Annotated in this window: 18 protein-coding genes; 5 read left to right on the top strand and 13 right to left on the bottom strand. The window is 56.5% G+C overall.

What is annotated here, in order from left to right; genetic code table 11:
• The first annotated feature begins 224 nt into the window (after positions 1 to 224).
• Positions 225 to 1,409 (top strand): MFS transporter TsgA, encoded by a 1,185-nt coding sequence (gene tsgA, locus EXW94_RS09725; protein WP_089598575.1) that lies wholly within the window; start codon positions 225 to 227, stop codon positions 1,407 to 1,409.
• A gap of 3 nt (positions 1,410 to 1,412) precedes the next feature.
• On the opposite strand, the gene EXW94_RS09720 is transcribed toward tsgA, so the two are convergent.
• Positions 1,413 to 2,729 (bottom strand): cytosine deaminase, encoded by a 1,317-nt coding sequence (locus EXW94_RS09720; protein ID WP_174340030.1) that lies wholly within the window; start codon positions 2,727 to 2,729, stop codon positions 1,413 to 1,415.
• A gap of 239 nt (positions 2,730 to 2,968) precedes the next feature.
• On the opposite strand from EXW94_RS09720, the gene nirB reads away from it, so the two are divergent.
• From nirB to EXW94_RS09700, 4 genes are all read left to right on the top strand, one after another.
• On the top strand, positions 2,969 to 5,512 hold the full coding sequence (gene nirB / locus EXW94_RS09715; protein ID WP_089598573.1) for a nitrite reductase large subunit NirB: 2,544 nt from the start codon (positions 2,969 to 2,971) through the stop codon (positions 5,510 to 5,512).
• The gene (nirD, locus tag EXW94_RS09710; RefSeq protein ID WP_148401269.1) at positions 5,509 to 5,835 is read left to right on the top strand and encodes a nitrite reductase small subunit NirD; all 327 of its coding nucleotides are present in this window, start codon (positions 5,509 to 5,511) and stop codon (positions 5,833 to 5,835) included. Before nirB ends, nirD begins: the two co-directional genes overlap by 4 nt.
• A 135-nt stretch (positions 5,836 to 5,970) precedes the next feature.
• Positions 5,971 to 7,344: a siroheme synthase CysG gene (gene cysG / locus EXW94_RS09705; RefSeq protein WP_172701518.1), complete on the top strand. Its 1,374-nt coding sequence runs from the start codon at positions 5,971 to 5,973 to the stop codon at positions 7,342 to 7,344.
• Between the two features lie 142 nt (positions 7,345 to 7,486).
• A complete protein-coding gene (locus tag EXW94_RS09700; RefSeq protein ID WP_008503029.1) occupies positions 7,487 to 7,657 on the top strand; it encodes a YhfL family protein in 171 nt (56 codons plus the stop codon).
• A gap of 138 nt (positions 7,658 to 7,795) precedes the next feature.
• Here EXW94_RS09700 and trpS read toward each other — a convergent pair whose 3' ends face one another.
• The 12 genes from trpS to EXW94_RS09640 all read right to left on the bottom strand — a co-directional run bounded on the left by trpS (position 7,796) and on the right by EXW94_RS09640 (position 17,746).
• Positions 7,796 to 8,800, bottom strand: a complete 1,005-nt coding sequence (trpS, locus tag EXW94_RS09695; protein ID WP_174340029.1) for a tryptophan--tRNA ligase — start codon at positions 8,798 to 8,800, stop codon at positions 7,796 to 7,798.
• The gene (gene gph / locus EXW94_RS09690) at positions 8,793 to 9,554 is read right to left on the bottom strand and encodes a phosphoglycolate phosphatase (protein ID WP_100167359.1); all 762 of its coding nucleotides are present in this window, start codon (positions 9,552 to 9,554) and stop codon (positions 8,793 to 8,795) included. The genes trpS and gph overlap by 8 nt, the downstream gene beginning before the upstream one ends.
• Positions 9,547 to 10,224 carry a ribulose-phosphate 3-epimerase gene (gene rpe, locus EXW94_RS09685; RefSeq protein ID WP_010436362.1) on the bottom strand — a complete coding sequence of 226 codons (678 nt, stop codon included), beginning with the start codon at positions 10,222 to 10,224 and terminating at the stop codon, positions 9,547 to 9,549. Before rpe ends, gph begins: the two co-directional genes overlap by 8 nt.
• 41 nt (positions 10,225 to 10,265) lie before the next feature.
• The gene (gene dam, locus EXW94_RS09680; RefSeq protein WP_042715393.1) at positions 10,266 to 11,078 is read right to left on the bottom strand and encodes an adenine-specific DNA-methyltransferase; all 813 of its coding nucleotides are present in this window, start codon (positions 11,076 to 11,078) and stop codon (positions 10,266 to 10,268) included.
• Positions 11,079 to 11,145: 67 nt separating this feature from the next.
• Positions 11,146 to 12,444: a cell division protein DamX gene (gene damX, locus EXW94_RS09675; RefSeq protein WP_174340028.1), complete on the bottom strand. Its 1,299-nt coding sequence runs from the start codon at positions 12,442 to 12,444 to the stop codon at positions 11,146 to 11,148.
• Positions 12,445 to 12,536: 92 nt separating this feature from the next.
• Positions 12,537 to 13,625, bottom strand: coding sequence for a 3-dehydroquinate synthase (aroB, locus tag EXW94_RS09670; RefSeq protein ID WP_042715390.1), 1,089 nt, complete (start codon positions 13,623 to 13,625; stop codon positions 12,537 to 12,539).
• Positions 13,626 to 13,682: 57 nt separating this feature from the next.
• Positions 13,683 to 14,204, bottom strand: a complete 522-nt coding sequence (gene aroK, locus EXW94_RS09665) for a shikimate kinase AroK (RefSeq protein WP_010436374.1) — start codon at positions 14,202 to 14,204, stop codon at positions 13,683 to 13,685.
• Positions 14,205 to 14,490: 286 nt separating this feature from the next.
• A complete protein-coding gene (hofQ, locus tag EXW94_RS09660) occupies positions 14,491 to 15,708 on the bottom strand; it encodes a DNA uptake porin HofQ (RefSeq protein ID WP_126816061.1) in 1,218 nt (405 codons plus the stop codon).
• Entirely contained in the window at positions 15,620 to 16,024 is a 405-nt protein-coding gene (locus EXW94_RS09655) for a HofP DNA utilization family protein (protein ID WP_120159452.1), read from the bottom strand. Before EXW94_RS09655 ends, hofQ begins: the two co-directional genes overlap by 89 nt.
• Entirely contained in the window at positions 16,014 to 16,475 is a 462-nt protein-coding gene (locus EXW94_RS28200; RefSeq protein WP_228864754.1) for a DNA utilization protein HofO, read from the bottom strand. Before EXW94_RS28200 ends, EXW94_RS09655 begins: the two co-directional genes overlap by 11 nt.
• A gap of 3 nt (positions 16,476 to 16,478) precedes the next feature.
• The gene (locus tag EXW94_RS09645) at positions 16,479 to 16,973 is read right to left on the bottom strand and encodes a PilN domain-containing protein (protein WP_126816062.1); all 495 of its coding nucleotides are present in this window, start codon (positions 16,971 to 16,973) and stop codon (positions 16,479 to 16,481) included.
• Complete coding sequence (locus EXW94_RS09640; RefSeq protein WP_126816063.1) at positions 16,970 to 17,746, bottom strand: DNA utilization protein HofM; 777 nt, start codon at positions 17,744 to 17,746, stop codon at positions 16,970 to 16,972. The genes EXW94_RS09645 and EXW94_RS09640 overlap by 4 nt, the downstream gene beginning before the upstream one ends.
• Positions 17,747 to 17,750 lie beyond the last annotated feature (4 nt).

The raw sequence follows: 17,750 nt of genomic DNA, 5'->3' as shown, positions 1-17,750 counted from the left end.
CAGTATGAACGGAGACCAGCCTTTTACCTAATTTTACGAAATTGAAACAGTTGTTACCGCGCAAACGATTGGTAATAGCGCCATTTTACGTGATCTGCATCACACAAAAATATGCAAATGTGATCAATATTTTCTGAAAAGATTTAATTAGATCACTTTCGAGTCTAAAATCTGCCCGCTCTCAGCGCCTTCCCGGCGCTTTTCTTTTTCTGAACAGGCCAGACATGACTAACAGCAATCGCATCAAGCTCACATGGATCAGCTTCTTCTCCTACGCCCTGACCGGCGCGTTGGTGATCGTCACCGGGATGGTGATGGGAAATATCGCAGACTACTTCCAGCTGCCCGTTTCCAGCATGAGTAACACCTTTACCTTCCTCAACGCGGGGATCCTGATCTCTATCTTCCTGAATGCCTGGCTGATGGAAATTGTGCCGCTGAAAACCCAGCTGCGCTTTGGTTTTGTGCTGATGGTCGCCGCCGTGGCGGGCCTGATGCTGAGCCACAGCATCGCGCTGTTCTCCGCCGCCATGTTCGTGCTCGGTCTGGTCAGCGGGATCACCATGTCGATCGGTACGTTCCTGATTACCCATATGTATGAAGGCCGCCAGCGCGGCGCGCGCCTGCTGTTTACCGACTCCTTCTTCAGCATGGCCGGTATGATCTTCCCGATGGTGGCTGCCGTTCTGCTGGCGCGCAGCATCGAGTGGTACTGGGTTTATGCCTGCATCGGTCTGGTCTACGTGGCGATCTTTATCCTGACCTTCGGCTGTGAGTTCCCGGTACTGGGCAAGAAAGCGCAAACTACCGCAGAGCCCGTTGTGAAAGAAAAGTGGGGCATCGGCGTGCTGTTCCTCTCCGTTGCCGCCCTGTGCTACATCCTGGGCCAGCTGGGCTTTATCTCCTGGGTACCGGAATACGCAAAAGGGCTGGGCATGAGCCTGAACGACGCGGGTAAACTGGTGAGCGATTTCTGGATGTCTTACATGTTCGGCATGTGGGCGTTTAGCTTCATCCTGCGCTTCTTCGACCTGCAGCGCATTCTGACCGTGCTGGCGGGCCTGGCAACCGTGCTGATGTACCTGTTCATCAACGGTTCGCCGGAGCATATGCCGTGGTTCATTCTGACCCTGGGCTTCTTCTCCAGCGCCATTTATACCTCGATCATCACCCTGGGCTCCCTGCAGACCAAAGTGGCCTCGCCGAAGCTGGTTAACTTCGTCCTGACCTGCGGCACCATCGGCACCATGCTGACCTTCGTGGTGACGGGTCCGATTGTCGCCCACAGCGGTCCGCTGGCGGCGCTGCACACCGCTAACGGTCTGTATGCCGTGGTGTTCATCATGTGCTTCATCCTGGGCTTCGTGACCCGCCACCGCCAGCACAACGTTGCAGCGGCGTCTCACTAACGTCTACGCCCCTTTGCGCTCGGCAGAGGGGCTGTTTCTGGCAAAGCTCACCTCTTCTCCCCCGACATCCATCTGGATCCACGTCTGCGCCAGCTGCGTCGTGGCAATCACGCGTCCCTGACGAATCGACCAGCGTACCGGCACCTGGCAGCGTACCGCTTCAAACCCGCTCTCCGCAGGCAGAATAATCAGGTTTGCCGGGTTCCCCGTCTTAATACCGTAATCGCTCAGGCCAAAGGTCCGGGCGCTGTTATGGGTGATCAGGTTCAGGCCGTTGTCGATTTGCGGATAGCCCATCATCTGACAGACGTGCAGTCCCATATGCAGCACCTGCAGCATATTGCCAGTCCCGAGCGGATACCACGGGTCAAACACATCATCGTGACCAAAGCAGACGTTAATGCCAGCGTCCTGCAGCTCTTTCACGCGCGTGATGCCGCGGCGTTTCGGGTAGTCATCAAAGCGCCCCTGCAGGTGGATGTTCACCAGCGGGTTAGCGACGAAGTTAATCCCTGACATTTTCAGCAGGCGGAACAGCCGCGAGGTGTACGCGCCGTTGTAGGAGTGCATGGCGGTAGTATGGCTGGCCGTCACGCGCGGACCGATGCCTGCTTCATATGCCAGCGTCGCCACCGTCTCGACAAACCGCGACTGTTCGTCGTCAATTTCATCGCAGTGAATATCCAGCGGGCGGTCATATTTCTTCGCCAGATCAAAAGCGATATGCAGCGACTGGACGCCATACTCACGGGTGAACTCGAAGTGCGGGATCGCCCCCACCACGTCGGCCCCCAGCTTTAACGCCTCTTCCAGCAGCGCCGCGCCGTTCGGATAGGAGAGGATCCCCTCCTGCGGGAAGGCGACGATTTGCAGCGTCACCCACGGCGCGACCTCCTGCTTCACCTCCAGCATCGCCTTCAGGGCGGTGAGCGTCGGATCAGAGACATCCACATGGGTGCGGACAAACTGGATGCCGTTGGCGATTTGCCACTTCAGCGTTTTCCAGGCGCGCGCTTTCACATCCTCATGGCTGAGCAGCGCCTTGCGCTCAGCCCAGCGCTCAATACCTTCGAACAGGGTGCCGGACTGGTTCCAGTTTGGCTCCCCCGCCGTCTGGGTGGTATCGAGATGAATATGCGGCTCGATAAACGGCGGGATCGCCAGCCCGCCGCGCGCATTCAGGATTTCGTAACTTTCGGCATGGGTATCATCCATTGGTGTGATATCACCAAAACGACCGTTCTCGATGGCGATTTGCCACAGCCCTTCCCGACCCGGTAAGCGAACATTCTGGACAAGCCAAAGCGGTGTTGTAGACATACCTTTCTCCCGAAAAACACGGCTGATATTTAGGAGTACGCATTTTCAAAAAACGCACTCTATTTTGTACACAAAATCGACGAATACGAAAAGCCAGCAAATTCCATAACTTATAAAAATCCTGACAAATCAGTTATATACCACCTTGTGGGTAGGTGAAGACGTATTTGATTTGCATCAATAAGTGCCCCTGCTGAATCGTTAAGGTAGGCAGTAATAGAAAAGAAATCGAGGCAAAAATGAGCAAAGTCAGACTCGCTATCATCGGTAACGGCATGGTCGGCCACCGCTTTATTGAGGATCTTCTCGATAAAGCCGACGCCGACCGTTTCGACATTACCGTGTTCTGTGAAGAACCCCGCAAGGCGTACGACCGCGTGCACTTGTCTTCCTACTTCTCCCATCATACCGCCGAAGAGCTCTCTCTGGTGCGTGAAGGTTTCTACGAGAAGCATGGCGTGAAAGTGCTGGTGGGCGAACGCGCTATCACCATCAACCGTCAGGAAAAAGTGATCCACTCCAGCGCCGGGCGTACGGTTTTTTACGACAAGCTGATCATGGCGACAGGCTCCTATCCGTGGATCCCGCCTATCAAAGGCTCGGAAACGCAGGATTGCTTCGTTTATCGTACCATTGAAGACCTCAACGCCATCGAATCCTGCGCCCGTCGAAGCAAGCGCGGCGCGGTGGTCGGCGGCGGACTGCTGGGTCTGGAAGCGGCTGGCGCGCTCAAAAACCTCGGCGTTGAAACCCACGTTATCGAATTTGCCCCGATGCTGATGGCCGAACAGCTGGACCATATGGGTGGCGACCAGCTACGCCGTAAAATCGAAAGCATGGGCGTGAAGGTTCACACCAGCAAGAACACCAAAGAGATCGTGCAGGAAGGCACAGAGGCGCGCAAAACCATGCGCTTTGCCGACGGCAGCGAGCTGGAAGTGGACTTTATCGTCTTTTCCACCGGTATTCGTCCGCGCGACAAGCTGGCGACCCAGTGCGGTCTTGCCGTGGCGCAGCGCGGCGGGATCATGATTAACGATGCCTGCCAAACCTCCGATCCGGATATTTACGCCATCGGCGAATGCGCTAGCTGGAACAACCGCGTTTACGGTCTGGTCGCGCCGGGTTACAAAATGGCGCAGGTCGCCGTTGACCACATTCTCGGCACCGAAAACGCGTTTACCGGCGCAGACATGAGCGCCAAGCTGAAGCTGCTGGGTGTGGACGTAGGCGGTATTGGCGATGCGCACGGTCGTACCCCGAATTCCCGCAGCTACGTCTACCTCGACGAAAGTAAAGAAGTCTACAAACGCCTCATCGTCAGCCAGGACAACAAAACCCTGCTCGGTGCGGTACTGGTCGGGGATACCAGCGACTTCGGCAACCTGCTCCAGCTGGTGCTGAACGCCATCGAGCTGCCGGAGAACCCGGACGCGTTGATCCTCCCGGCGCATGCCTCCAGCGGCAAGCCGTCTATCGGGGTGGATAAACTGCCCGACAGCGCGCAGATTTGCTCCTGCTTCGACGTCACCAAAGGCATGCTGATTTCCGCCATCAACAAAGGCTGCCACACCGTGGCGGCGCTGAAAGCGGAAACCAAAGCCGGTACCGGCTGCGGCGGCTGTATTCCTCTGGTCACTCAGGTGCTGAACGCCGAGCTGGCGAAACAGGGCATCGAAGTGAACAACAACCTGTGCGAGCACTTCGCGTATTCTCGCCAGGAGCTGTACCACCTGATCCGCGTGGAAGGCATCAAGTCCTTCGACGAACTGCTGGCGAAGCACGGCCAGGGCTACGGCTGTGAAGTGTGTAAACCGACCGTCGGCTCCCTGCTGGCCTCCTGCTGGAACGAATACGTGCTCAAGCCGGAGCACACGCCGCTGCAGGACACCAACGACAACTTCCTGGCGAACATTCAGAAAGACGGGACCTATTCCGTTATCCCACGTTCTGCCGGTGGCGAAATCACGCCGGAAGGGCTGGTGGCCGTGGGCCGTATCGCCCGTGAATTTAACCTGTACACCAAAATCACCGGCTCCCAGCGTATCGGCCTGTTTGGCGCGCAGAAGGACGACCTTCCGGAAATCTGGCGTCAGCTGATTGAAGCGGGCTTTGAAACCGGCCACGCGTATGCCAAAGCGCTGCGCATGGCGAAAACCTGCGTGGGCAGCACCTGGTGCCGCTACGGCGTGGGCGACAGCGTGGGCTTCGGCGTGGAGCTGGAGAACCGCTACAAAGGCATCCGCACCCCACACAAAATGAAGTTTGGCGTCTCCGGCTGTACCCGTGAATGTGCGGAAGCGCAGGGTAAAGACGTGGGGATCATCGCCACAGAGAAAGGCTGGAACCTGTACGTCTGCGGCAACGGCGGGATGAAACCACGCCACGCGGACTTGCTGGCTGCGGATCTTGACCGCGACACGCTGATTCAATATCTCGACCGCTTCATGATGTTCTACATCCGCACCGCCGATAAGCTGACCCGTACCGCTTCCTGGCTGGATAACCTGGAAGGCGGCATCGACTACCTGAAGTCCGTCATCATCGACGATAAGCTGGGCCTGAACGAACAGCTGGAAGCCGAAATGGCTCGCCTGCGCGAGGCGGTGATCTGCGAGTGGACTGAAACCGTGAACACGCCTGCGGCGCAGACGCGCTTCAAACACTTTATCAACAGCACCCAGCGCGACCCGAACGTGCAGGTAGTGCCGGAGCGTGAACAGCATCGCCCGGCAACGCCGTATGAACGCATCCCAGTGACGCTGGTGGAGGAAAACGCATGAGCCAGTGGATAAACATTTGCGATATTAACGACATTATCCCCGCCACCGGCGTATGTGCGCTGCTGGGCCGCGAGCAGGTCGCGATTTTCCGCCCTCGCCACGATGAACAGGTTTATGCCATCAGCAATATTGACCCGTTCTTCGAGGCCAGCGTGCTCTCCCGTGGATTGATTGCCGAGCATCAGGGTGAACTGTGGGTTGCCAGCCCGCTGAAAAAGCAGCGCTTCAGCTTAACTGACGGACGCTGCATGGAAGATGAAAATGTCTCCGTGAAGCACTACGACGCCCGCGTGAAGGACGGTAAGGTGCAGCTGAAAGGCTAATCCCCCGCCTTTTCAATACGAAAAGCTTATGACCCCTTATGGGTAACGGCAGGAAAAACCGTATGTTCTGTGCGATTCCTGCTGTTATCCTGACGTCAATTATTACCCCCTCCATGAATGCTGCGAGGTAACGTCGTGGATCACCTGCCGATTTTTTGTCAATTACGCAACCGCGACTGCCTGCTCGTGGGCGGCGGCGACGTGGCTGAACGCAAAGCGCGCCTGCTGTTAGAGGCTGGCGCCCGACTCACCGTCAACGCCCTCGACTTCGCCCCACAGTTTGAGGTCTGGGCTCAGGAAGGGATGCTCACGCTGGAACAGGGTGAGTTTAATGAATCCCTGCTGGATACCTGCTGGCTGACCATCGCTGCGACGGATAACGATGAAGTGAACCAGCGCGTCAGTGACGCCTGCGAAGCGCGACGTATCTTCTGTAACGTGGTGGATGCGCCGAAAGAGGCCAGCTTCATCATGCCGTCGATTATCGACCGTTCGCCGCTGATGATCGCAGTGTCGTCCGGCGGTCGCTCGCCGGTTCTCGCCCGCCTGCTGCGGGAAAAGCTGGAGGCCGTGCTGCCCCAGCATCTTGGTCAGATAGCTCATTACGCCGGGCAGCTTCGTACCCGCGTGAAGCAAACTTTCTCCACCGTGGGCGAGCGTCGTCGCTTCTGGGAAAAATTCTTTGTTAACGACAGGCTGGCACAGTCGCTGGCGAATCAGGACGCGAAAGCCGTTGAAGAGACGACCGAACAGCTGCTGAGCGAACCGCTGGATCACCGCGGTGAAGTGGTGCTGGTGGGCGCAGGTCCCGGCGATGCAGGTTTGCTGACGCTGAAAGGGCTGCAGCAGATCCAGCAGGCCGATATCGTGGTTTACGATCGCCTTGTCTCCGATGACATCATGAACCTGGTGCGCCGCGACGCCGACCGCGTGTTCGTCGGCAAACGCGCGGGCTACCACTGCGTGCCCCAGGAGGAGATCAACCAGATCCTGCTGCGTGAAGCGCAAAAAGGTAAGCGTGTGGTGCGCCTTAAGGGCGGCGATCCGTTTATCTTTGGCCGCGGCGGCGAAGAGCTGGAAACCCTGTGCAACGCGGGCATTCCGTTCTCTGTCGTGCCGGGCATTACGGCGGCGTCAGGGTGTTCAGCCTACTCTGGCATTCCGCTGACCCATCGCGATTATGCCCAGAGCGTGCGTCTGGTGACGGGGCACCTGAAAACCGGCAGCGAGCTGGACTGGCACAACCTGGCCGCCGAAAAGCAGACGCTGGTGTTCTATATGGGGCTTAATCAGGCCGCGACTATTCAGGCGAAACTGCTGGAACACGGCATGGAGGCAGATATGCCGGTCGCGCTGGTGGAAAACGGTACCGCCATTACGCAGCGCGTGGTGGATGGCGTGCTGACGCAGCTCGGTGAACTGGCGCAGCAGGTAGAGAGTCCGGCGCTGATTATTGTTGGCCGCGTGGTTGAACTGCGCGAAAAACTCAACTGGTTCTCTAATCACTAACGCATATCCGTTCTTCTTCGAGTAGTCCTTAACCGGACTACTCCCCTGTTACCGCTGTCGATAACATACCGCCCTGAAATGGAACTTTTCCATTTATTCCCTCGTGTTACATCCAATTTAAGTTTCAAGACAAGGAATGCGTATGTTCAAACTGGCAAAAGCCGCCGTTCTGGTTGGCCTGTTATCGACTCTGACCGCCTGCACCGGTCACGTGCAAAACACCAAAAATAACTGCAGCTACGATTACCTGCTGCACCCGGCGATCTCCATTTCGAAGATCATCGGCGGTTGCGGCCCGGCGGCGCAGCAGTAAGCGATTTTCAGGCGTAAAAAAACCGGGGATTTCCCGGTTTTTTTGTTTGGGCGGTTTTTCGTCGGGTGGCGCTGACGCTTACCCGACCTACACGATCCCGTAGGCCGGGTAAGCGTCAGCGCCACCCGGCAAGCAGACTCAAGGTTTCGCGACAAATCCAATCGCTTCGTACACCGCTTTCAGGGTTTCGGACGCGTGCGCGCTGGCTTTTTCCGCGCCGTCTTTCATGACCTTCTGCAGGAAGGCTTCGTCGTTGCGATAGCGGTTATAGCGCTCCTGGAGCTCGGTCAGCATGCCGGAAACGGCGTCTGCCACTTCACCTTTCAGGTGACCATACATTTTGCCTTCAAAGTGCTGCTCCAGCTCAGGAATGCTCTGGCCGGTGACACCGGAGAGAATATCCAGCAGGTTGGAGACGCCCGCTTTGTTCTGCACATCGTAGCGCACAACAGGCGGCTCGTCGGAATCGGTGACCGCACGCTTGAGCTTTTTAACCACCGATTTCGGGTCTTCCAGCAGGCCGATAACGTTGTTGCGGTTATCGTCAGACTTGGACATCTTCTTGGTCGGCTCCAGCAGCGACATCACACGCGCACCGGATTTCGGAATGAACGGCTCTGGCACTTTAAACACATCGCCGTAAATCGCGTTGAAGCGCTGGGCGATATCACGGCTCAGCTCAAGGTGCTGCTTCTGGTCTTCACCCACCGGCACCTGGTTGGTTTGATACAGCAGGATGTCAGCTGCCATCAGCACCGGATAGTCAAACAGACCGGCGTTGATGTTTTCAGAGTAACGCGCGGATTTATCCTTGAACTGGGTCATGCGGCTCAGCTCGCCGAAATAGGTGTAGCAGTTCAGCGCCCAGCCCAGCTGTGCGTGCTCTGGCACGTGAGACTGAACGAAGATGGTGCTCTTCTCTGGATCGATACCGCAGGCCAGATATAAAGCCAGGGTATCCAGCGTGGCTTTGCGCAGCTTCTCAGGATCCTGACGCGCGGTAATAGCGTGCAGATCCACGATGCAGTAAATGCAATGGTAGTCATCCTGCATGCTGACCCACTGACGTAACGCACCCATGTAGTTACCAATGGTCAATTCACCTGACGGCTGTGCGCCACTAAAAACGATGGGCTTAGTCATTATTCAATTCCTGATGTTCACTGTGCGAAAGCCCGAGTGCGGGCAACAAATCTTTGAAGTGGTCGAACACGACATCCGGCTCACTCAGCGTGATGGCCTCACCGTAGTTGTAGCCATAGGTTAATCCCACGGAAGGACAGCCTGCCGCTCTGGCAGCCAGAATATCATTACGGGAATCACCGACAAAGAGCAGCTCCGCAGGCGTTAAGGATAATTTTCCTGCCACCAGCAGAAGCGGTTCCGGGTGCGGCTTTTTGTTCTGCACGTCGTCGCCGCCCACAATCACGGAGAAATACTTCGCGATATCCAGCGCTTCCAGAAGCGGTGCGACAAACGGCGTCGGCTTGTTCGTCACCAGACCCAGCGGGATGCCTTTGGCGTGAAGTGCGCTCAGCGTTTGTTCAACATCCGGGAACAGGAAGCTGCCCTCTTCAACGGTCTCTTCGTAGAAACGATCGAACAGTTTACGCAGAATACGCAGCTGCTCATCTTTAGGAATGTCGGCGTGATCGACGCTCGGTTTACCCTGCGCAGCACGCTGCGATGCGCGTTCCTGACGCGCCCAGGTCAGGGCGCGATCCATCAGCACATCTGCGCCGTTGCCAATCCACGTCACCACGCGCTCTTCGCCCGCAACGGGTAATTCGAGCGCATACAGCGCCTGATCGACGGCGCTCGTTAAGCCAGGCGCGCTGTCGACCAGCGTGCCGTCGAGGTCAAATGCGATACCTCGGGTTGCCTGCAATTTATCCATGACTTACCTTCGCCAGTTCACGGCGCATTTCATCAATGACTTTTTTGTAATCCGGTTGGTCGAAAATCGCTGAGCCTGCAACGAACATATCCGCGCCCGCAGCCGCAATTTCACCAATGTTATTCACTTTCACGCCGCCATCCACTTCCAGACGAATATCGTAACCTGACTCGTCAATACGACGGCGCACTTCACGCAGTTTATCGAGCGTCTGAGGAATGAACGACTGGCCGCCAAAGCCCGGGTTAACGGACATCAGCAGGATCACGTCCAGCTTATCCATCACGTAGTCGAGATAGCTCAGCGGCGTAGCCGGGTTAAAGACCAGGCCCGCTTTACAGCCGTTCTCTTTGATCAGCTGCAGCGTGCGGTCAACGTGTTCTGAGGCTTCCGGGTGAAAAGTGATGATACTGGCGCCCGCCGCGGCGAAATCAGGCACGATGCGATCAACCGGTTTTACCATCAGGTGCACGTCAATCGGTGCGGTAATGCCGTAGCTACGCAGCGCTTTAAGCACCATAGGACCGATGGTCAGATTGGGAACGTAGTGGTTATCCATAACGTCAAAATGGACGACATCCGCGCCAGCCGCCAGTGCGTTGGCGGTGTCTTCACCCAGGCGGGCAAAATCGGCCGACAGAATTGAGGGAGCAATCAAAAACTGTTTCATCCGCATCTCCTTGAAATGTATTTACCGGCGGGCAAAACGGCTCAGGGGCGATAAAGAGCCAGAAGTTCGTCCACCTTTTTACGTGTGCCGCCGTTGCTGCTAATGCTACGCCGCACCTTGACCTGAAAATGCTTCGCGGCTTTGTACCATTCGCGCGTATCAGGGGTATCGTGATTCGAAATTAACACCGGAATTCTTTTGCTGACCAGCTTTTCCGCCATCTCCGCCAGACGCGCCTGCTCGGCAGGGCTGAAGCTGTTGGTGTGATAAGCGGTAAAATTTGCCGTCGCAGAGAGCGGGGCGTAAGGCGGGTCGCAGTAGACGACCGAGTTTACGCCAGCCAGCTCCATGCACTCCTCATAGGAGAGACAGTGGAATTCTGCATTCTGCGCTTTTTCAGCAAAGTGGTACAACTCATCCTGCGGGAAGTAAGGACGCTTGTAGCGACCAAACGGCACGTTAAATTCACCGCGCAGATTATACCGGCACAGGCCGTTGTAGCCATGGCGGTTGAGGTAGAGGAACAACAGTGCGCGACGGAACGGATCCTGGCTCTGATTAAACTCAGTGCGGAACTGATAGTAAACGTCAGGATGGTTGTTCTCAGGGGTAAACAGCTTCCGCGCCTCTTCCACATACTCATCGGTACGCAGCTTAACAATGTTATAGAGGCTGATAAGGTCGCTGTTGATATCCGCCAGGATATAACGAGAAAAATCGGTATTCAGGAATACCGATCCAGCGCCCACGAAGGGCTCGATAAGACACTCGCCTTTCGGCAGGTGCTTTTTAATATCGTCGAGCAGGGGGTATTTCCCCCCTGCCCATTTCAGAAAAGCGCGATTTTTTTTCATGCTGACTAACTGATTACACCTTCTCCGGCTGTGGAGAAAGCTCCGACAGCATCCTGCGCTTTAAACATTACTTCAGATCGGCCTGCACCTGATGAATCGGCTTCGCCCACGGGTTCTTCGCCTGGACATCAGCGGGCAATGTTGCAACGGCGCGTTTCGCTTCATCTTTAGAAGCATACACACCGCTCACCAGCACATACCACGGCTGCCCGTTGCGGGTCGTCTGATAAACAACGTAGTTTTTCAGATTTGATTTCTTCGCCCAACCGTTGAGGTTGTCATAGTTAGACGAACTGCTCAGCTGCAGGGTGTAATTGCTGGATGGCGCAGATTTCAGAGACCCCACGTTGCCTGCCGTTTTACCTGCTGCTGCGCTGGAAGTGGTTGCCGTTGCAGTTGGTGCTGCCGTCGCTGCAGGTGCCGTTGTGGTTGCTGTCGCTTTTGGCGCTGCTGTTGCCGTTGGCGCTTTCACCGGCTCGCTCACTGCAGGTTTGGTCTGCGCTGGCGCTTTCACTTCAGGCGCTTTAGCCACAGTCTGCGGCTTGCTTTCACGCTTCGGCTCAATCACGGCCTGTTTGCGTTCCTGACGCGGTGCAGTCTGCGTCTGGCGCGGTTTGGTTTCCGTTGTCGGCGCGTTTGCCGTTGCTTGCGGTTGTGCATTGCTACCGCGAATCGGCGCGACGGTTGCAGGTTCAGTTGGCAGCGTAGAGTTGACCACCACGTTGTTCATCTGATCCTGGTTCTGAGGCTGCGTCAGTGCGTTGTTCAGATCGCCCTGAACCTCTACACGCTGCTGGCCCTCTGGCGTAGCAGGTGCCTGCCCTTCGGTCGGGGTAGAAGAGACTGGCGGCAAAGACACATCCTGCGGAGTCGTTGTATTACCCGCAGTCTGCTCTGCAGACGTGGTACCCGGTGCAGGCTGCGCACCGTTTGCCTGGTCGGTCGCATCGTTACCTGACAGGTTGATGCTCTTCTCGGTAGAAGCCGTCTGATCGGCTGAATTCGTTGAGGGTGCTTTCAGCGCGGAACCAATGCCGACAATCAGCAGCAGCAGTACCAGAACGCCCAGCCCCATCATGATGTACTGGCGGGAAGCCGGTTTCGCCGCTACCGCTTTTTTACGTTTACGCGGGCGACGCTCTACAGGCTCTTCGTCCATTGAATCTTCTTCGGACTCATAATCCTCTTCTTCTCGCTCATCACGCGCGTTACGGCTGCGTGAAGGGCGACGATCGTCTGCATCCAGATCAACATCGTCAAAGTTGATCTGCGGCTCGTTATCACGTTCTGAAGATTGACGAGAACGACCAGTACGACGATCGCTGGGATCGGGTTTCAGCTCGTCTTCTGGTTTGAATTCATCCATTTAACACCCCACTCAAAGGCTTATGCCAACGACTTTGCATTTCACCTGAAGCTAAACGACCACCGGTAACAGTGGCCTGACCTTTCTAGTTGTTACGCCTGCTGACAATCAGCGATAGCGCCAAGAACGACATCGTGCGGCACTCCGCCGCGCATTTCACTCTTCCCTATTGCAAGCGGGAGTACCAGACGCATCTCACCTGCCAATACTTTTTTATCGCGCATCATGTGGGGTAGATACGCCTGCGCAGACATCTCCTGCGGCCCTGTCACTGGCAACCCGGCACGTTCAAGCAGCGCAATAATGCGCGCTGTCTCTTCCGGTTTGAACTGACCCAGGCGCTCAGACGCACGCGCAGCCATGACCATACCGGCCGCGACCGCTTCGCCATGAAGCCAGTTGCCGTAGCCCATTTCCGCTTCGATCGCGTGACCAAACGTATGCCCCAGATTCAGTAAAGCACGTAAGCCCGTTTCGCGCTCGTCTGCTGCAACGACTTCTGCTTTCAGCTCACAACAACGACGAATACAGTACGCCAACGCTGGCCCGTCAAGGCGCAGCAGGGCATCCATATTCTCTTCCAGCCAGGTGAAGAACTCACCGTCAAGAATAATGCCGTATTTGATCACTTCTGCAAGACCAGACGCCAGCTCACGCTCAGGTAAGGTTTTCAGACAGTCGAGATCCACCACCACCGATGCCGGCTGGTAGAATGCGCCAATCATGTTTTTACCGAGCGGATGGTTGACGGCGGTTTTGCCACCAACAGAAGAATCGACCTGTGACAGCAAGGTCGTTGGGATCTGAATAAAGCGCACGCCACGTTGATAGCTGGCGGCTGCAAAGCCTGTAAGATCGCCTACAACACCGCCGCCGAGGGCGAGCAGTGTCGTATCGCGACCGTGCGGTTTTTGCAGAAGTGCGGTAAAGACGGTATCAAGCACCGTCAGGCTTTTATACTGCTCGCCATCGGGCAGAATCACACTGTCGACCTTCACGCCCGCCTGCTCAAGCAGGTGGCGCACGCGGTCAAGATAAAGCGGAGCCAGTGTCTCATTGGTGACCAGCATCGCCTGATCACCCGCTTTCAGTGGTAAGAAGGAAGCTGGGTCGTTAAACAAACCAGCCGCGATGGTGATAGGGTAACTACGTTCCCCGAGAGTAACTGTAATCCTCTCCATGACGCGACATCCACCTTAAATGCTTTTACCCGCAGGCGAGTGTATATAAAGCCAGAATCAGTTGCTTTCCAGCATATGAATAATCTGGTTTGCAACCACTTTAGCGCTCTGATCGTCAGTACGAATGGTCACATCAGCAATCTCTTCGTACAGAGGATTGCGTTCGCCTGCCAGGGCTTCCAGAACTTCACGTGGTGGCGTTTCAACCTGCAGCAGCGGGCGCTTTTTATCGCGCTGCGTACGTGCCAGTTGTTTTTCGATAGTTGTCTCAAGATAGACCACTACACCACGGGCGGAGAGACGGTTGCGGGTTTCGCGAGATTTAACAGAGCCGCCGCCAGTTGCCAGCACAATGCCCTGTTTTTCCGTGAGTTCGTTGATCACTTTTTCTTCTCGGTCACGGAAACCTTCTTCGCCTTCTACATCGAAGACCCAGCCCACATCCGCTCCGGTTCGTTTCTCAATCTCTTGATCAGAATCGTAAAATTCCATATTGAGTTGTTGAGCTAACTGACGCCCAATAGTGCTTTTGCCGGCACCCATAGGCCCAACCAGAAAGATATTGCGTTTCTCTGCCATTTTTTCGGTACTACTAAGACTATTCGTTAATGGTAATCCCCGCTTCGCAGACACCCAGCGTAGCAGGACATGAACTGAAACCTCATATGCAATAGAGCGAGAGTCAGACTAAAAATTATCTCAATACTCCGGCTTGTTTGGCAACTGATTAAATCACCGCACCAGACGCATAAGGTAATAAGACGTAAGTCCAACTCAAATCGGTACTCCTTGTATGCTAATTCATGCCCCACGTCAAACATCTGCAACAAACTGAATGCAAAATCATTGCGGGGATCGTTACCCATTAATGAATACCGACCAGGCGTGGCGTAATAAACACCACCAGCTCGCGCCGCTCGTTATCTTTGCCGTCGTGACGGAACAGTTGCCCAATCCAGGGGATTTTCCCCAGCCCAGGCACGCTATCACTCCCGGTTTTATTCTTTTGCGAGAAAATGCCGCCCAGCGCCAGCGTTTCTCCGCTTTTTACCTCCACCTGCGTTTCTATCTCTTGCTTATCAATTGCCAGCGTTTCACCATCGGCCTGCTGAAGCACCTGGCCCGGCATGTTTTCGCTGATGTGAAGCTTCAGACGCACGCGCCCTCCCGGCAGCACTACCGGCGTGACCTCCATCCCAAGCACGGCCTCTTTAAATTCCACTGAGGTCGCGCCGCTCTCGCCGCTGGAGACCTGATACGGAATTTCGCTGCCCTGCTTGATGCTGGCCGGTTGCATATGGGACGCCAGCAACCGTGGACTGGCGATAATATCCACCTGCTGTTTTTGCTCCAGAGCCGACAGTTCCAGATCCAGCAGCCTGCCGTTGATGCGCCCAATGTTAAACCCGACGTGCGTGGTTGCACTGGCGACCGACAGATCTGCCCCGAGCGTCGTGACCTGCCCCACTTTACCGGCCTCTGTAGCCTCTGCGAGATTCCATTTCACCCCCAGTTCACGCAGGCTTTTTTCGTTAATGGTGACGATATGGGCCGAAAGCTCCACTTGCTCAACGGGCAGGTCCATCTGCTCCGCCCAACGCTTTAGCACGTCCACGACGCTCTGATTATCCCGCACCCACAGTCGATTTGTGCGCTTATCGACGGATAAACTGCCCTTCGGGCTCAGGAGCCTTTCAGCGTTTTTTTGCACGTCTCCGGCATCCGCCCAGGTGAACGGAATGCTCTGTGAGACGAGCGGTGCCTCAAGCAACCGCCGTGCCTGCTGCTCGCGCTGCCAGGCGGCAGTATGGACATAAAAGATGCCGCCATCTTCCTGAAGGACCAGCCCGGCACTGGTCACCACCGTCTGTAGCGCCTGTCGCCAGGGCACGCGCGTTAAATTCAACGAAAGCGAGCCCGTCACATCCGGCGATACCACCAGATTACGGTTCTCCTGCGCCACTAGCGCCTGCAGCACCTGTACGACAGGGACATCATCCACCACGAGGGTGACGGGTTTTGGCGCGGCGGCCCACAGGGGCTGGCTGATCGCCAGCAGTAACAGCAGTATCCTTAACGTCACTTTTATGCGTTCCTTCTCGTTGCCATGTCCATTGCGTCGGTTCACACAGGTCCCCGACATCCACGGTCAGCTGTTGTTGATCCATCTTGCTCACCCGCCAGCCAGGCGGTAAACGTTCATCCCTTTTCACGCGGTGCCAGCGCTGTTGCCCGTCGCGCAAAATGCCGGTTTCCATGCTGCCACTCACCATTCCCTGATATCGCCACCGGGCGAGCTGTCCAACCGCGCAGCTATCCTCCGGGGGCTGGAAGGGATCGCGCATTCCAGTCAGAAACAGCAGCGAAAAGAGAATCAGGTAGCGCACCTTACTGCGCATGATCGCTCTCCAGCTGCAGGCTCAGGCGTAGCGTTGCGCCTTCAGGGACAAGGTTAAATGCGCTGATGCTCACCGCCTGCTGCGCGAGACGGGAAAACAGCGCTGGGACATCTGACCATAGCGCATCCAGCACCAGTTCCCCGCCGTTCTGCTGCGGTTTCCAGTGCACCAGTGCGGTTCTCTTGTCCTGAAAATCCAGCGGCGAGAAGGGTTGAACAGGCGGTATCTCGCGCCGGGCTGGCGCCACGGGTTGCCGTCCGGCCCCAGGCCACAACGCGGCATTCAATTGCCTGGCGCGAATGGATAACGCCTCAAGTTCTGCACACTTCAACCCAGCGGGCCGGACCAGAAGCCCCCATACGGCCACGGCAATAACCCCGGACACCACGCACCAGCAGATCACCCGCACAGAAGAGCGGATTTCTACCCAGCGTTGCAGACGTTGCTCCACGGCCTACCCCCGGCGCTTAAGCTGAAAAGTGAACACCCAGCGGCCCTGGCTATCCTGCTGCAGTTCACCAGCAGACCCGAAGCTAAACCCTGCCACCTGTTTCAGCGCATCCGTCATGGCCGCAAGCGCCGGGAGGGCGGAGGCATACCCGCTCACCGTAAGCACAGGCGGTTGATAACGTAACGCTGAAAGCCAGGCTTGCGCTGGCATCACGGCAGAGAGTGACTCCAGTGCCGGTTGCCATGCGACGGGCCGAGACGCCACCCCAGCCGTTGCTGGGGGTGCAGAGGGGCGCTGACGTGTTTTCAGTATTTGCTGCACCGCGTTGATTCCCGCCAGTTCACTCTGTAGCGCACGCAGCCTCACGTCATGGTTCATCCGCAGGCCAAGCCCGACGGTCAGCGTCACCAGCAATGAAGCGATAAACAGCACGCCCCAGAAGCGCAGGCAGCGCATCCGGCGCTGCTGTCGCCACGGTAAAAAATTCGCCGTGCTCATTCAGGCACCTCACTCATGGCCAACGCCAGCGCGACGGTAAAATCAGCACCGCACTCGGGTAAGGGAGGCTGGCAACTGACCAGCAGTTTCCAGGGGTCACGTGTGGCATCGAACTGAACGATGTCATCAGAAGAGAGCGCAAGCAGGGCCGCCAGCTCGATGACATCTTTCGCGTCTGTGACGTAGCGCCGTCCCCACTGGTGGCGCATCGCCCACAGCCACTGGTGCCGATCCCGCCAGGCGACGCACTGAGCAGGGGCAACGGCAGGCAGAAGATTCCCTAACGCGCCTGCATCCGGCGTGATAGCCGCTAACCGCAAGCGCAGCGTTTTTGCCAACAACAAAAGGGCATCGACTTCGTTGTTTTGCGCCGCCGTAACATGAAATGTGTTGCTGAACGTGTCCTCCACATAGTCAAAGCACAGCCCGTCTGTGGACATCTCCAGCTCCCGGGACAGCGTGGAAGCCACCCAGGAAACCTGCTCGCTGTCACGAAGGGCCATGGACGGGCGCGGCAGCGAGCGTTGTAACGTGCGCGCAGCGGGAAATGAGAGGAATACCCGGTGGTAATGGGGCAACGCCCGCCGCCAGTCGCGTAACGCGGCAACCAGATGTTCTGGCTTGAGAATTTTCCCGTCGCGGATAATCCCGTCTGCCAGGGAAACAGCCCACCAGCGCCGTAAACGCCACCCTGACTTCTCTTTGGTCAGCGCTACGATGAGCACCCTATCTTGTTGAATATGAATGCCCGTTTGCCAGGTTTTGAAAGCCATACTT

The organism is Enterobacter sp. JMULE2, assembly GCF_013337145.1.
Lineage (GTDB): Bacteria > Pseudomonadota > Gammaproteobacteria > Enterobacterales > Enterobacteriaceae > Enterobacter > Enterobacter mori.
The sequence above is the reverse complement of the archived record's forward strand: the minus strand, read 5'-3'. Positions and strand labels throughout refer to the sequence as shown.